Source organism: Alteromonas sp. CI.11.F.A3 (genome assembly GCF_032925565.1).
Classification (GTDB): domain Bacteria; phylum Pseudomonadota; class Gammaproteobacteria; order Enterobacterales; family Alteromonadaceae; genus Alteromonas.
Map to the genome: position 1 here is coordinate 1,983,031 of NZ_CP136708.1, position 13,112 is coordinate 1,996,142.

Here is a 13,112-nt window from a genome sequence, read left to right on the forward strand (position 1 = left end):
CTTCTCCTTTCTTCATGACGCTTATAGCCTTTACAGCTCTACCCCATCAATGAGGGATCAGCATCCACCTCACTCGATTGATAACAGCATCCTATTCGTTAACCGATGTGCGCAATGGGTCATCACCCTTATTCTGTAATTTTCAACGTATCTAAAACCATCCGAGCTACTTGATATCATTTCAATTTTTCAATGTAAGCGTCGTCGAGAGCGCTATAATTCATCACGCATCACTATTCTCTTCTACAAAATGAAAGTTTAATAGTTTGAACTGCGCTTGAAAGCCAAGCTTAAGGTAAAGAGGAAGGCCCATTTTAGATGCCTGTAACACCATAAATTCAGACCGTTGTTGCTGCGCACGAGCAAGTAACAAATACATGGCGCTTTTTGCTGCGTTTTGGCCTTGAAAAGCTTTTTTGACACCCATCTGATGTAGTCCAGTGACGTTGCCTGTCTTATAGAGTAAGGCACTTACGGCAGGTTTCTGGTTAAGGTAGCCTAGATAAATTTCGATGTCACAGTCAGTCAATAAAGGCTTAAACACTTCTTGATCCATCTCGTAGCCAAACGCTTCACTACTTATTTGCAACCATTGAGTTAGGGATTCGGCATCTTTGACTATGCGCAAATCTAGGTTGTTTTGTTGTTCAGTTGGCAGTGTAATTTCATTCAATTTCAGATGCATGGCTGTTTGTTCAAACTCTAAATGCCAGTTTTCGTCCAAGCGAGAAATAGACGCCACATTATTTGCTTCAGGCAAGGGGTAAGGCCAAGAGGTAATTCGGTGGCTTTTGGGAGTAGCAGATATTTGTAGCGCTAGGCTTTTTTCACCTTCCAACCAACTGCGATAAGGCCACCCTAGGGTTGCCAGTAATGTACTGTTTCCCTCATGAGCAATGGACTTTGTGCCGTATTTATCCCATAACGCGGTCAGGTTATGAATGTTCTGTTGATCAATAGACATTTCTCGATCCCCCGTTTATAAGGTTAATGCCAATTACCATGGCGAAAATACCCATGATAGCTTTGGGAGTAATAGGTTTAATTGGTTGCTCAAACCAGCCAAAATGCCCCGCGACAATTGCAAGAATTAACTGTCCGCTCAGTGCAAATGACATCATGCTGCCCACACCCATTTTCGGGATCAGGTAATAATAGCTGCCAACACCAAACGCACTCAGAATACCGCCAAACCATAAGTAAGTTGGAATAGACTTAATATCCGCATATACCGGAAGTTGCCTTTGATTTATCAGCATAAACAATACGGTAAAAAAGCAGGCAAATAAAAACGCAATAGCTGTCGCTAGCACTGGGTTTTTAAGAAGAACTCCTAAACGAGCGTTCATACTGGCCTGAAAAGTGATAGCGGCACCGGCGAGTACTGCTAATGCAGGGAAGGCCCACATATTATATCTCCATCACTAGATGTTGATGATCAAAACGAACTTTGCGGCGTTGGCTGTATTTATCATTTGGGTCACGAATACCAATAGGGCAAATAACCGTGGAAGCGAGGTTGTTGGCTGTAAGATTGAGTATGGCGTCAAATTCTTGAGCGTCGAATCCCCCAATTGGGCAAGTATCAATTTTCATCATAGCTGCGCTGGTCAACATGTTTCCTAGTGCGATAAAAGCCTGCTGCTGTGCCCAGTGCAAACCTTCTTTTGTATTCATAGTTTCTAGCGCTTTTTCAGCCATTGCAGCAAAACTTGTTAGAGATTCAGAAGACGTATCATTGTTTTTCGATGCCTGCTGAATATAGTCACTGACTAAGTGGGAACCAATATCAGTCCTGGCAGCGAATACAAGTAAATGAGAGCTTTTAATTACTTGCTCTTGGCCATAAGCAAAAGACAATAAACGTTGCCTCACGCTTTTTGATTCGATAACGATGACCTTATAGGGTTGAAGTCCGTAAGAAGAAGGGCTCAATCGAGTTGCTTCAAGGAGTTCGCGTAACTGCCATTGCTGTAGCTTTTGTTCGGAAAAACTTTTAACTGAATAGCGCCAGTTTAATGCGTTTATTACATTCATGTCATATCCCGTATTTTGTCTTTGTTGTACTTCAACTAAGATTATCGGGGTATGAAATGTACTTCCTTTACATAGGTTGATTTTGAAAGTTATTTTTCATTATTGAGACTTTTGCGTATCCGGCTTAGTTGTGTTGGCGTTACGCCGAGGTGTGAAGCAATTTGGTATAGTGGCAGCCTGTCCGCCAAGTTGGGAAACTCAGAGGTAAATTGCTGGTATCGTAGCGTGGCATTATGCTGAACTAGTTCTATTTCTCGAGCATCTTTGTGCAGTAACCAATTTTTTTCCAGATAAATGATTTGATATTTCATCAACTCGTTATTGGAAAAAAGTAATTGGCGAAAGCCTGCAAAATCGATTTCCAACAACAGACTGTCTTCAACAGTCTCAAATGCCAAACGAGAAGGTTGCGAGGTAAGTAGGGCTGTCATTGAACCGGGAAACTGCCCTTCGACAAAGAAGTTTTTATTGTATTCATGCCCTTGCTCACTAATAACATACCCTCTGACCAGCCCTTTCACCACAAAAGCAAAACTTTTTGGATGTTTTCCCGCTTCATAGAGAAGAGCCCCCTTTTTTAATGTTCTTACTTTGCAAAGATTGGAGAAGTTATCCCAGGTTTCATTTGATAGGGGAGCGTAGCTTTCCATAACAACTTTTAACGCTTCAAAACTTTCTTTCTTCACTTAAAGAGGCCCTTTACTAATTTCTGCAAAAACGTGACGGTTTTATTTTTATTAATGATATCGCTTATAGTGGGGTTAAGCCTTTGCTCTAGTTTTCCAACAATACTAACATCACGCTAACACCCACCAAGTCGGAGAATTAAGACAATTTCCGTTCAACGAAACGTTTTAAACAAGCCCACTCTTTTTTTGCTGAAGTTTTCGTACCGTCAAGAATGGTAAAGCTGGCAAACCAGCCTAGCATCAGAACCATTAGCACAGCTCCATTAGTGTCTTTATCATCAACCACTAACGCCATTGCAAGCATTACGCTAGCCCATATTATTGCGTGACCTATGACCAAAGGTGAATCTGAAGAGGGATTGCCTTCAATTTTATTTAATACTCGACATATTCTTTGGATAATTTTGGCTCGGCCAGAAGATGCCTTAATTTCTGCTTCGGGATAGCCTAAATCACTGGTCGCTTTTTCAAAAGCGAGTTTTTCATCGGTGCCCGAATTGACATCTTGTTCGATAATGCAATATAGGTGATCTTTCAATTCATCAATTTTATCTGCATCCCAGATGTTGTGAGAGACAACCTTATTACACCAATTTTCAACAGCGTTATCGAGATCAAACATACGTTATTCTCCTTTGAAAGACATAAGTAAAGTGTATAGCTGATGCCACTGATCTTGCATCTTAAGTAGTTCTTTGCGGCCTTCATCCTGCAAGGTGTAATACTTTCGCTTTCTACCCGTGTCGGCCTTACCCCAATAGGATTCAATGAAGTCGTTTTTCTCCATGCGATGCAAAATGGGGTATAGCATTCCATCTGCCCATTCAAGCAAACCGTTCGAATGCTCTTTTACCTGCTGAATAATTTCGTAACCGTAACTGTCTCCATTCTTCAAAATAGAGAGGATTAACGGCGTTGCTGAAGCAGCGACTAAGTCTTTTGCAATTGTGGAAGCCATAGCGTCTCTTTGCATAGGAGTGTTATGTATAAATTACATAGTACTTCTATGCATTGCAATGGTTGTTTTTTAAGCAGAGGCTAAGGTGTTAAAAAGTAATAGAAAATAGAGCTTTTATTTTAAATTATAGTCCGTGTTTAGCTATTAAAATGGAAGTAGACATACAAGATAATGCAGAAGAGTGAAATGATGAGTGAAATGAGACACCCACATTATAAGCGGGAGCGAATTACACACACGAACTGCTATCAGGTTTGAACATAGCCTTAGTATTTCGAAGTGTTACGGTACTCGGAAAACCTACCTTTTACTCACCGATTACAGTGGGTGTCCATATAGCTTTTCATAAATCGGATATAAAATCACTCGACTCAATCGTAATATTTACTGACAATTAAACTGCTTTTTGTGATTTCATTTTGTGATATAAAAGCTAATTAAAAGCTGTTGTAGTAATCGTTTAGGAGTAGGTAAATGGAATTAGAAACCTTATTAGGATACGTTTTTTCGTACCAAGTCATCTTACTTGTGCTTATTGTTATTGGTCTTAAATCGTCAATAAAATTTGTACCTCAAAACCGCGCGTACATTATCGAACGTTTTGGTAAGTACAACACCACCTTGGAAGCCGGTCTAAATTTTATCGTTCCCTTTATTGATACTGTTGCGGCAAATCGCTCTTTAAAAGAGCAGGCGGGTGACGTACCTGAACAGTCTGCCATTACTAAAGACAACATTACGTTAAGCGTTGATGGCGTGTTGTATTTTAAAGTCGTTGACCCTTACAAAGCCACTTACGGTGTAGAAGACTATACATTTGCGGTAACGCAGCTGGCACAAACCACCATGCGCTCTGAGCTCGGAAAAATGGAGTTAGATAAAACTTTTGAAGAGCGAGACTTATTAAACACGAATATTGTGTCTGCGCTTAACGAAGCCGCTGCTCCGTGGGGCGTTCAGGTGTTACGTTACGAGCTAAAAGATATTAACCCGCCGAATTCAGTGCTAGATGCTATGGAACAGCAAATGAAAGCGGAACGATTGAAACGCGCACAAATTTTAGAATCTGAAGGTGATCGTCAAGCGGCCATTAACCGTGCAGAAGGTGACAAACAAGCTATAGTGCTTGCCGCAGAAGCTGACAGAGAAGAACAAATATTAAAAGCCGATGGTGAGGCTCAAGCTATTATTCGCGTTGCACAAGCGGATGCAGAAGCTATTGATACTGTAGGTAAAGCGGCAGCCACGATAGAGGGCCAAAAAGCGGTACAGCTTGAACTGGCGAAAGGCGCGATTCAAGCAAAAGAGAAAATTGCCAAAGAGTCTTCAATTGTATTGTTGCCTGACAGCGGAACAGAAATAGGTAGCGTTGTAGCGCAAGCAATGACTATTGCGAACGCAATAGGCAAAAAGGCATAGCAATGGATAATATGTTTACCAACTTACCTCATTTTTTAATCGGCATAGGCTTAGCATTGCTTATTCTCGAAGTAATGATGGGGTTCACCACCATATTACTTTTGACGTTGGGCATCTCCATGATACTCGCGTCGGGCCTTATGTATATCGGGATTTTAGATGAGGAATTGTTAGACGCATTTATTGCTATAGCTATTATCGATTCGGTACTTACCTTTGTGCTGTGGCGGCCAATGAAGTTGCTACAACGAGATCGAGCGCCTAAAGAAGTGAAGTCAGACTGGATTGGTACCCAATTCGAATTAGAAAGTGATGTAGCGCCTGGCGAGCCGGGTAAAGCGCGCTTTTCTGGCGTGGTATGGTCTGTTAAGTCTTCGTCTATTCTAAAAAAAGGTGCAACGGCTGAAGTGGTGAAAGTGGAAGTAGGTGTTCTACACGTTAAACCTGCATAACAATCGCTAAAAGGGGCAGAGTTAACTTACGGTTTCAAAGTACTCTGATCCTCTTACTTCCTTAGCGTTTTCTCCTAAAGGCTTTCCTCTTCATTAAATACTGGCGGTGGGTGTCCACAAAATTAACCCAAAATTAGTCTCCACAAAATTAATCCCACAAAGCCTCTACAAAACTCCTCTCAAATTTTAACTCGATTTCGACATCTTTATCTCCGTGTTTGATGTAAAATAGTGTTATCACGCATAAGGTGTTGTTCTAGTTTATTTGTGCGAAGGCATCTGAGTATAAAGGGTGCGCTTTTTCCTTATCTTGCCTTAATTTGCAAACTCGGCAAGAAGTTGAACCGCTACACATCTATTCACGTTGAAAGCTAGAACCGCTGTAATATTGAACATACAAAATATGAGATTTATAAATGACAAAATTTGATGACAGAGTTAAAGAAATAGTGGCTAAACACCCTAACTTAACGCAAGAAGAAGCGATTAAGATCGTAACCGATAAAAACGAGCGGAAAAAAAAGAAAAGAGCCGAGCGCTCTGACAAGAAATAGCCCGTTTAAAACCTAGCGATAAAAGTGGGTGTTTTAGGTGTGATTGATATTTAGTTGCTACGTTTGAATATGCCAAAACTAGCGCTGAGATTCAGCCTTGTTAAAAACTATACTATTTTTCCCTTGTTCACCCATATTCATTTTGCCTCGTGATATGGAGACTATCGACTTGTGTGGGGGCAAGGGACAATGGAGACGCAGTTTAAGCGTAACGTTACATCCACTACTAATTTCAATTAGACGAAAAGCGTTTAGAAAATTACACCAATTAATAATAAAACTACACGAAGAGATAAGTAAGATAAACACCAATCTGCTTTATCAAGGTATCTGGACTTGTTCTTTACCTAAAGAGAACAGGTAAGACTTTGTTTTAATTGGATTGGCAATAATGTCGAACATGTAATCGCCGTTCCATTCAATTGTTCCAACATTAAAGCCGTCAAAGCATTCGAAAGGGATCAAGTTGAAAGCTTTAAGTATTACCGCGAAGCGCTCAATACCACCGAACGGGTAATTTCCAGTAGAGAATGCTACCTCTCCCTCGACATCGCTAACGTATGACAATGAGTCAATTTCTACTTCAAAGTCATTCTCGATGTAGCTGAACATATTCTCTAAACCGTACCCATAAACCTCAGAACGCTTAGCAAATTCATGAATTGCGTCTTGTACGTAACTGGGTAACTGTTGATTTAATCTTAATTCGGTAGGGTCTTGTAAGGTGCGCTGTGCGGCTATAGATATTTCCTCTTCAGTCATATTGTCCCAATCATAATCTGGCGTCTGGACATCAAATTCGTAATGTGGAGCTCGCACTTCCTGCATATAAAAAAACAAGGAAGTAAAGTCTTCAACCCTTGAAGAAGAGCTGATACCGAACTTAATATAAAGCATATGCTCATAAATCCTATGGCGATAACCCTAACAATCAGCTGCTATGATAGATTTCAGTAGGGTTTTAATTATATCAGGAACCGGTTCACTAATAACTTGTTCGGCAGCTAACGACACTTTGTAATTGGCACTTTGCCCCTGCATAACGAGGGCAGCATTAAGATCGTCAGATAAGTAGGGTTCTACAAGGGTTTGAATGTCTGACCACGCGATGTCTTTGCACTCCACTATAACCTTGTGCGATTGCCGTGCTTGCTTGGGATCAAAAGCATAGCTGTTTACTGAAAGCGTTATAAATAAAAGTAAAAATGCAAAGTATCTCAATATTTGTGCCTTATCGTTTCAATTAAGGGCGTTGTAAAAAGTTACACTATTTAAGTAAGCAATAGCCAATGGTAGTCTCGGCTTACTTCAGTTCAATGAAATAGTAAAAGGGTCTTTAAATTGGGCTCTAGGGTTTTCGTTGGCATCCGTTTTCCTAATTAACCACGCTTGAACGGTCATTTTCACTATACCGTCTATCTTGTTAAAGCCTATTGTCATCATGTGTTCATTCGTTCTTTCTCGCCAATATGAAGAAAACCATCTGCCCTTCGTGGTGGATAGTTTGTATGGTTTATCATAATACTCAACATCACGTTCAGGCCAATTTATGTCTAACTTGGCTTTTGGGTCGGGAAACTTTTCAGGGCAATAGCTTGGCTCAGATGAGGCAACAGAGTTAACGCCTGTGAGGTTCGATGTTGGCGAAGCAACTACTTCAATGAGTTTTACGCCCTGTGTACCAATATCTACCGAGCATATACGGCCAAAGTGCACGTCACCCGACAGCACAACAATGTCATGGCTGGCAGTAGCAAGGGCATTTAAAAGCGCGGTATATTGTTTTTTAAAGCTGAGTAAATTGCGTTCTAATTTATTTTCTTGGGTAACTAAAACTTGCGGGATGACCAATACGCCAGGCGTGGTAAGTGTGGTTATCCATTTGATAAGCTCCGCAAACCCCGCTTTGTTGATAAACTGGGTTTTTGACCGCGAAGAGCGCAAATCGGCAATGCAAAAAGACAAATCATTGCCAATGGTGAAAGTGTCAACCAGCGCTTTGGTTTGCTGAATGTGCTTTACACCATCTTCAGATGCACCTTTCCACGCAGCGCGAATTTTAGGAATCTTTAACATGTACAGGGTAGGTACAATGCCATCGTAAAAAGGATAATCGTTCCAATACTCGTGATCGTCGGGCAGCATCCACGCCCCACCTCGCGAAAGCATGCTCCCTAATGCCTGCCAATGCTTGGCGTAGTCATCAGCAATTCGAAGTCTAACTTCGTTGGTTAGCGGGGAAAGAGAGTCTGCGCCAATATCTAAGTAAACTTGGTCGCCTACCATGAACTTTATGTCTGGCTTAAACACGTTTTTATCATTGGCGTAAAGCATCTTGAAGGCCTGGGCAGTTTGACCATAGTCTTTGTGTTCATAGAAGCAGCTGCTTAACGAAACCGTAAATGCATCATTTTCGCTAGTGGGAAGTGCCAAAGGTAAGGTGCTGAAATAAGCCGTTTTTAATAGAAGCCAATCGCCAGCGTAATTTAGAGCATCGTCTTCTAATTGTTGAAAAAGAACCGCTTTATATTCTTGATTTGGCTGTAAGTTATTCAACGTCAACAGCGTATAGAATCGCTTACTCACACGCCTAAAAGGTCGCTGCCATTGGTCTAGGGTAATATCTATTCGGCTTACTTCTGTATTATTGATATAAACAATTATACGGCTAAGCGCTGGTTTTCTTAAATAAGGGAATAAAGTGCCCGCCCAAATCTCTGCAGTGGTTTCAGAAACCTTATGAGGCACTAGGCTCCAAACTGATGTGTCAGAAAGTACATCGGGTATTTCGTTCTCGATACTGCTTCGATTGACTATTTCCATATAGCAGCCCACGAAAGTTAGCGGAGGGGGAACAGCAATTAGTTATTGTTAGCATAGCGCTAACACATTAATTGCGCCATTTTTTCGTACTGTCATTAACATAGGTAGACGAAAGTATAATGCCTGGTCGAGCACAGGGTACATAACCAAAATTTTAACAAAACGTCGTTGATAATCGTTCATCGGTTAAGTAAAGTGTATCGCAAAAATAACTAGAAAAAATCAAAGGAATGAACTGCGTGAAAGCTGTTTTACTAGCAATATTTGCCTTATTTTCTGCTGAGGCATTTTCAGAAATAGAACCCCTTGGGCCTGATGAAGGGTACGTTGCCATTGCACTGTATTCTAAAGGCTACTCAGAAAGTATTGTTTTGAAAGGCAATGGTTTCGGTAACAAGCTTACGTTTGGTCCATTAAACTACTCCCAACATATCGAAGTTATAAAAATGCCAGCAGGTACCTATTCGTGGACCGAGGTATACGAGCGTACGGGATCCAGAAAAAATGGTAATTTACTAAAGGTTTATTACGATTTATCTGACGATAATTTAACCTTTTCCGTAAAGCCGGGTGTGTTGAACTACACTGGCCTACTGATGATTGAAAAGCTGGGCAGCCGACTTCAGGTTAGACAGCTAAACAGAGCATCGATTATTCTCAAAATTCTAGAGCAAGATCACCCTGGTTACATTGGCAAATTCGATGTAGTAAACAGTATTTATCCGAACGATCATTATATCGATTTCTATCTCACCCACGCATTAAAAGAGGGGGAGTAAAATATGTCACATCTTAAATTGATATTTTTGGTAATGCTTTCAAGCTTAGTATTACTTTGCGAACCCGTTCTGGCTGCAGATAAAGAAGCCGGTGGTGAAAATATAAGCGACTTTTTCAAAGCATCTAAGTACAAGTTATTTTCTATAAACCCTTCAGGCACAGCGGTAGCATTTATTGAGCCTAAAGAAGCTACTTACGACCTTATCGTTTATGACCTGAAACGGGGCACTATGGACGACCCCATAACGTTCGAGCGTCAGCAGCTTCAAGTTCAACATAAAAACAAGATAATGAGTTGGGAAACTCACTATAATAAAATTTATGAGCTCAAGTGGCTCTCAGATAGTTTTCTTTCGCTTAAGCAACATTCTAATGGCCGCTTTCACCGCTATGTTCTTGTTGAGTTCGCAGACAGAAGCCAGCAGCCTAATCCAGCTTTTAGACTTTCTTATCTTTCCCAGAATGGTTATTGGGTTGATACATTGCCTAATCAGGCACACAAGGCTATTTTTGCCCGTTACGAACATTCTGATGATTACGATTATTACATCGACTTATTTAAGCTAGATCTTACTGAAAAGATTTCTGAGTCAAATTTTCGTAGAAAACTACGACTTAATAAAACGGGGCCGAAACTTCACAATTGGGTATTTGACAGTAAAGGTTGGCGATTGGCTGGTACACGAACTGTTGATGAAGTCACTGAGCTGTTTGCAAGAACAGGAAGCAAGCCCAGGAAATATCGTTACAAATCTGTGTGGAAGAGTAAAAAAGGTGATGTTCTAAAAGTTGTTGGTGGTAATGCGGAAAAGCTACTTTTGCTCACCAATCACAATAGCGACAAAATCAATTTACGTACCTTCGATATAGAATCTCAACAATTTGCTGAGGTTGTTTTTGAGCACCCATTTTACGATTTAACTGCTGCCATTAGGCATCCTGAAACGAAAGATATCATCGGTGTGTCTTTTATTGAAAAAGGCATGGCGAAGCAGGTCTATTTTTCTGACGACTACAACGCGCTAACCACTAGGCTTAGTAAATCAACGGAAATCGAAGGGGTTTATGCAGTAGATATGGATAAGTCGGGGAACAATATTATTTTCGTGGCGGATGATAGCGCGAACCCAGGCCAAACTTACTATTACAATCGAACTACTGACAGTTTCAGTCACCTTATTGATTTGTATCCTTGGCTTTCCAATAAGTCGCTTAGTAAAACAAAGCTACTGCGCTTAGAAGCGGAAGATGGGGTAACGTTAGAAGCGTTCCTAACCCTGCCAAGTACCAAAAATCCTCCCTTGGTGGTTATTCCTCATGGCGGCCCTATAGGCGTGAGTGACTCGCGTCATTATTCGGGCAATATACAAGTATTGGTTGATGCAGGCTTTGCCACACTGCAAGTTAACTACAGAGGCTCTGCAGGTTATGGAAAGGCATTTAAACAACAGGGGCTTCAGCAGTGGGGGCGGCTTATTGAAGATGATATTGAGCAAGCGCTCGCCTTCACTAAAGATAACTACGAGGTAAATGCGAACCAAGTGTGTATTGTGGGAGGCAGTTATGGCGGCTATTCAGCATTGTACAGTGTTATTCGCTCTCCTCAGCTCTATAAGTGTGCAGCGTCTTTTGCTGGAGTTACCGATCTTGCTTTACGGTTCCAACGAAGCGATGCCCAACGGGATGACATGATGCGAGCACTGACAGAGATAATGGGCGACCCTAAAACTCAGCAAGATGAGTTATTTAAATACTCTCCTTTATATCAATTTAAAGGTATCACAAAGCCTGTCTTTATTGCCCATGGCACAGACGATAATAATGTCGATATCGAGCATTCTTATCGTTTGCATTTTGCATTGAAAGACCATGGTATAAAACACAAGTGGATGGTGATGGACGACGTGGGCCACGGCTTTTCAGATCCTAATGATGCGGCGGTATATTACAATGCACTCATTGAGTTTCTTAATACGCACCTTGAAGAAGAGCAACTGGTTCTTAATCACTAATCCTCTACTTACGCTTGTTCACGGGTTATCGCTTCAAGATAACCCGTGTATTTAGCGATACGGCTTTATCGTTTTTCATTTCATTGTTTCCTATTTCACTTTTCCTCTTTTTCTATTTCATTTTTCATTGTAAATCAATGCCCTTGGCAAGTGTTTTGCTTTCTTCCATTTTACTTTGCACTATAAACCCAGTGTCTTGCATTGAAGCCTGAGAAACAACAAAACAGAACAAAACAAATTGAGGAATGGGCATGGTGAACAAACCACTAAAACGCCGAGCGTTTATACAAGGTATTGGTGCGGGTTCATTAGCAGCATCACTTGCCGCGTGCACTGCATCACCCACTAAAACCACAACGAACAAAAGGTTTCAGCGCCCATTTTCCCGCAAGCCCATGGTGGCGCCGAAAATTTCTGCCAATAATATCGTGACTGAAATTGTGGGGCATCGCCCTTATAGGCCCGAAGGCTTTGTGGTGCGAAGTGAAGTATTCGGGAATAAAACCTTGGTGCACAATTATGGGCATGGAGGTGGTGGTATTTCACTATCTTGGGGCTCTTCAGCACTGGCAGTGAATGAAGTTGCTAATTTTGAAACTAAAGAAGCGGCTATTATCGGTAGCGGGGTAATGGGGTTAACCACAGCTCGTTTGTTGCAAGAAGCGGGCTGGAAAGTGACCTTGTACACCAAAGCGATGCCGCGCTTTACCACGTCGCAAGTGGCAGGCGGAGAATGGGGGCCATACAGTGTGCACGACCCCTTGGTATCTAGCAGTACGTTTAAAACCCAATTACAGCAAGCAGCAAAAATCGCACACAGCACTTTTGCGAAAATGGTGGGGAAGGATTACGGTATTCAATGGAAAGAGTTATATACCGCCGGAAATACAAAGCCAGATAGTGAAGGAGCTTTTCGCCAATACTACCCTTACACACACGTGTATGGGCCAGATCAGCACCCATTTCCAACCGATTACTGCACATCATCTGCCACTATGTTGGTGGAAACCACTACCTTTTTAAGACGCTTAGTGACCGATATTAGATTATCGGGTGGTGAGTTTATAATTCGTGACTTCAAAGATGAAGACGACATACATTCGCTTGCCGAGCCCATTGTATTTAATTGCACCGGGTTGGGCTCAAGAACATTATTTAACGATGAAGGTATTATGCCAGCAAAAGGGCAGCTGGTATTGTTACCGCCAGACCCCGCCGTCGACTATTTAACGGTTGGTGGCGGTTCAGACGTTTTGTACATGTTCTCTAGAAACGACTATATGATTTTAGGCGGAACCTACAAACTGAACGACTGGACTACCGAGCCGGACCCGGTTGAAACGGCGCGCATAATAAGTGAAAGCCAAGCTTTCTTTTCAACCTTGTAG

16 protein-coding genes are annotated in these 13,112 nt (G+C 41.5%); 6 read left to right on the top strand and 10 right to left on the bottom strand.

The window, feature by feature from the left end; genetic code table 11:
* Positions 1 to 223: 223 nt before the first annotated feature.
* The 6 genes from R1T43_RS08500 to R1T43_RS08525 all read right to left on the bottom strand — a co-directional run bounded on the left by R1T43_RS08500 (position 224) and on the right by R1T43_RS08525 (position 3,684).
* Entirely contained in the window at positions 224 to 964 is a 741-nt protein-coding gene (locus R1T43_RS08500) for a GNAT family N-acetyltransferase (RefSeq protein ID WP_317354940.1), read from the bottom strand.
* Positions 954 to 1,409: a DMT family transporter gene (locus tag R1T43_RS08505; protein ID WP_317354943.1), complete on the bottom strand. Its 456-nt coding sequence runs from the start codon at positions 1,407 to 1,409 to the stop codon at positions 954 to 956. Before R1T43_RS08505 ends, R1T43_RS08500 begins: the two co-directional genes overlap by 11 nt.
* 1 nt (position 1,410) lies before the next feature.
* A complete protein-coding gene (locus R1T43_RS08510) occupies positions 1,411 to 2,037 on the bottom strand; it encodes an NAD(P)H-dependent oxidoreductase (protein WP_317354946.1) in 627 nt (208 codons plus the stop codon).
* Between the two features lie 89 nt (positions 2,038 to 2,126).
* Positions 2,127 to 2,723 (bottom strand): Crp/Fnr family transcriptional regulator, encoded by a 597-nt coding sequence (locus tag R1T43_RS08515; RefSeq protein WP_317354949.1) that lies wholly within the window; start codon positions 2,721 to 2,723, stop codon positions 2,127 to 2,129.
* A gap of 139 nt (positions 2,724 to 2,862) precedes the next feature.
* Positions 2,863 to 3,348, bottom strand: coding sequence for a hypothetical protein (locus tag R1T43_RS08520; RefSeq protein ID WP_211071384.1), 486 nt, complete (start codon positions 3,346 to 3,348; stop codon positions 2,863 to 2,865).
* Between the two features lie 3 nt (positions 3,349 to 3,351).
* A complete protein-coding gene (locus tag R1T43_RS08525; protein ID WP_211071383.1) occupies positions 3,352 to 3,684 on the bottom strand; it encodes a PadR family transcriptional regulator in 333 nt (110 codons plus the stop codon).
* A gap of 474 nt (positions 3,685 to 4,158) precedes the next feature.
* Between R1T43_RS08525 and R1T43_RS08530 the strand changes: the two genes are divergently transcribed.
* From R1T43_RS08530 to R1T43_RS08540, 3 genes are all read left to right on the top strand, one after another.
* Positions 4,159 to 5,103 (top strand): paraslipin, encoded by a 945-nt coding sequence (locus tag R1T43_RS08530; protein ID WP_317354955.1) that lies wholly within the window; start codon positions 4,159 to 4,161, stop codon positions 5,101 to 5,103.
* A 2-nt stretch (positions 5,104 to 5,105) separates the two neighbouring features.
* The gene (locus R1T43_RS08535; protein ID WP_317354957.1) at positions 5,106 to 5,555 is read left to right on the top strand and encodes an NfeD family protein; all 450 of its coding nucleotides are present in this window, start codon (positions 5,106 to 5,108) and stop codon (positions 5,553 to 5,555) included.
* A 416-nt stretch (positions 5,556 to 5,971) separates the two neighbouring features.
* Positions 5,972 to 6,109: a hypothetical protein gene (locus tag R1T43_RS08540; RefSeq protein WP_167347523.1), complete on the top strand. Its 138-nt coding sequence runs from the start codon at positions 5,972 to 5,974 to the stop codon at positions 6,107 to 6,109.
* A 321-nt stretch (positions 6,110 to 6,430) separates the two neighbouring features.
* On the opposite strand, the gene R1T43_RS08545 is transcribed toward R1T43_RS08540, so the two are convergent.
* From R1T43_RS08545 to R1T43_RS08555, 3 genes are all read right to left on the bottom strand, one after another.
* Positions 6,431 to 7,006 carry a hypothetical protein gene (locus tag R1T43_RS08545; protein WP_317354961.1) on the bottom strand — a complete coding sequence of 192 codons (576 nt, stop codon included), beginning with the start codon at positions 7,004 to 7,006 and terminating at the stop codon, positions 6,431 to 6,433.
* A gap of 27 nt (positions 7,007 to 7,033) precedes the next feature.
* The gene (locus R1T43_RS08550) at positions 7,034 to 7,330 is read right to left on the bottom strand and encodes a hypothetical protein (protein ID WP_317354963.1); all 297 of its coding nucleotides are present in this window, start codon (positions 7,328 to 7,330) and stop codon (positions 7,034 to 7,036) included.
* Between the two features lie 87 nt (positions 7,331 to 7,417).
* On the bottom strand, positions 7,418 to 8,932 hold the full coding sequence (locus R1T43_RS08555) for a hypothetical protein (RefSeq protein WP_317354966.1): 1,515 nt from the start codon (positions 8,930 to 8,932) through the stop codon (positions 7,418 to 7,420).
* A gap of 239 nt (positions 8,933 to 9,171) precedes the next feature.
* On the opposite strand from R1T43_RS08555, the gene R1T43_RS08560 reads away from it, so the two are divergent.
* Both R1T43_RS08560 and R1T43_RS08565 read left to right on the top strand, forming a co-directional pair.
* Complete coding sequence (locus R1T43_RS08560; RefSeq protein ID WP_317354969.1) at positions 9,172 to 9,711, top strand: hypothetical protein; 540 nt, start codon at positions 9,172 to 9,174, stop codon at positions 9,709 to 9,711.
* Positions 9,712 to 9,714: 3 nt separating this feature from the next.
* The gene (locus R1T43_RS08565) at positions 9,715 to 11,724 is read left to right on the top strand and encodes an alpha/beta hydrolase family protein (protein WP_317354972.1); all 2,010 of its coding nucleotides are present in this window, start codon (positions 9,715 to 9,717) and stop codon (positions 11,722 to 11,724) included.
* Positions 11,725 to 11,848: 124 nt separating this feature from the next.
* Here the strand turns inward: R1T43_RS08565 and R1T43_RS08570 are convergent, their stop codons facing one another.
* Entirely contained in the window at positions 11,849 to 11,977 is a 129-nt protein-coding gene (locus tag R1T43_RS08570) for a hypothetical protein (protein WP_317354975.1), read from the bottom strand.
* On the opposite strand from R1T43_RS08570, the gene R1T43_RS08575 reads away from it, so the two are divergent.
* A complete protein-coding gene (locus R1T43_RS08575) occupies positions 11,976 to 13,112 on the top strand; it encodes an FAD-dependent oxidoreductase (protein ID WP_317354977.1) in 1,137 nt (378 codons plus the stop codon). The genes R1T43_RS08570 and R1T43_RS08575 overlap by 2 nt on opposite strands.

Bases quoted from the DNA above. Each gene is read 5' to 3' on its own strand.
- R1T43_RS08565 (WP_317354972.1), top strand. From the start codon at position 9,715: ATGTCACATCTTAAATTGATATTTTTGGTAATGCTTTCAAGCTTAGTA.
- R1T43_RS08540 (WP_167347523.1), top strand. From the start codon at position 5,972: ATGACAAAATTTGATGACAGAGTTAAAGAAATAGTGGCTAAACACCCT.
- R1T43_RS08545 (WP_317354961.1), bottom strand. From the start codon at position 7,006: ATGCTTTATATTAAGTTCGGTATCAGCTCTTCTTCAAGGGTTGAAGAC.
- R1T43_RS08520 (WP_211071384.1), bottom strand. From the start codon at position 3,348: ATGTTTGATCTCGATAACGCTGTTGAAAATTGGTGTAATAAGGTTGTC.
- R1T43_RS08505 (WP_317354943.1), bottom strand. From the start codon at position 1,409: ATGTGGGCCTTCCCTGCATTAGCAGTACTCGCCGGTGCCGCTATCACT.
- R1T43_RS08510 (WP_317354946.1), bottom strand. From the start codon at position 2,037: ATGAATGTAATAAACGCATTAAACTGGCGCTATTCAGTTAAAAGTTTT.
- R1T43_RS08535 (WP_317354957.1), top strand. From the start codon at position 5,106: ATGGATAATATGTTTACCAACTTACCTCATTTTTTAATCGGCATAGGC.
- R1T43_RS08530 (WP_317354955.1), top strand. From the start codon at position 4,159: ATGGAATTAGAAACCTTATTAGGATACGTTTTTTCGTACCAAGTCATC.
- R1T43_RS08575 (WP_317354977.1), top strand. From the start codon at position 11,976: ATGGTGAACAAACCACTAAAACGCCGAGCGTTTATACAAGGTATTGGT.
- R1T43_RS08570 (WP_317354975.1), bottom strand. From the start codon at position 11,977: ATGCCCATTCCTCAATTTGTTTTGTTCTGTTTTGTTGTTTCTCAGGCT.
- R1T43_RS08525 (WP_211071383.1), bottom strand. From the start codon at position 3,684: ATGGCTTCCACAATTGCAAAAGACTTAGTCGCTGCTTCAGCAACGCCG.
- R1T43_RS08555 (WP_317354966.1), bottom strand. From the start codon at position 8,932: ATGGAAATAGTCAATCGAAGCAGTATCGAGAACGAAATACCCGATGTA.
- R1T43_RS08500 (WP_317354940.1), bottom strand. From the start codon at position 964: ATGTCTATTGATCAACAGAACATTCATAACCTGACCGCGTTATGGGAT.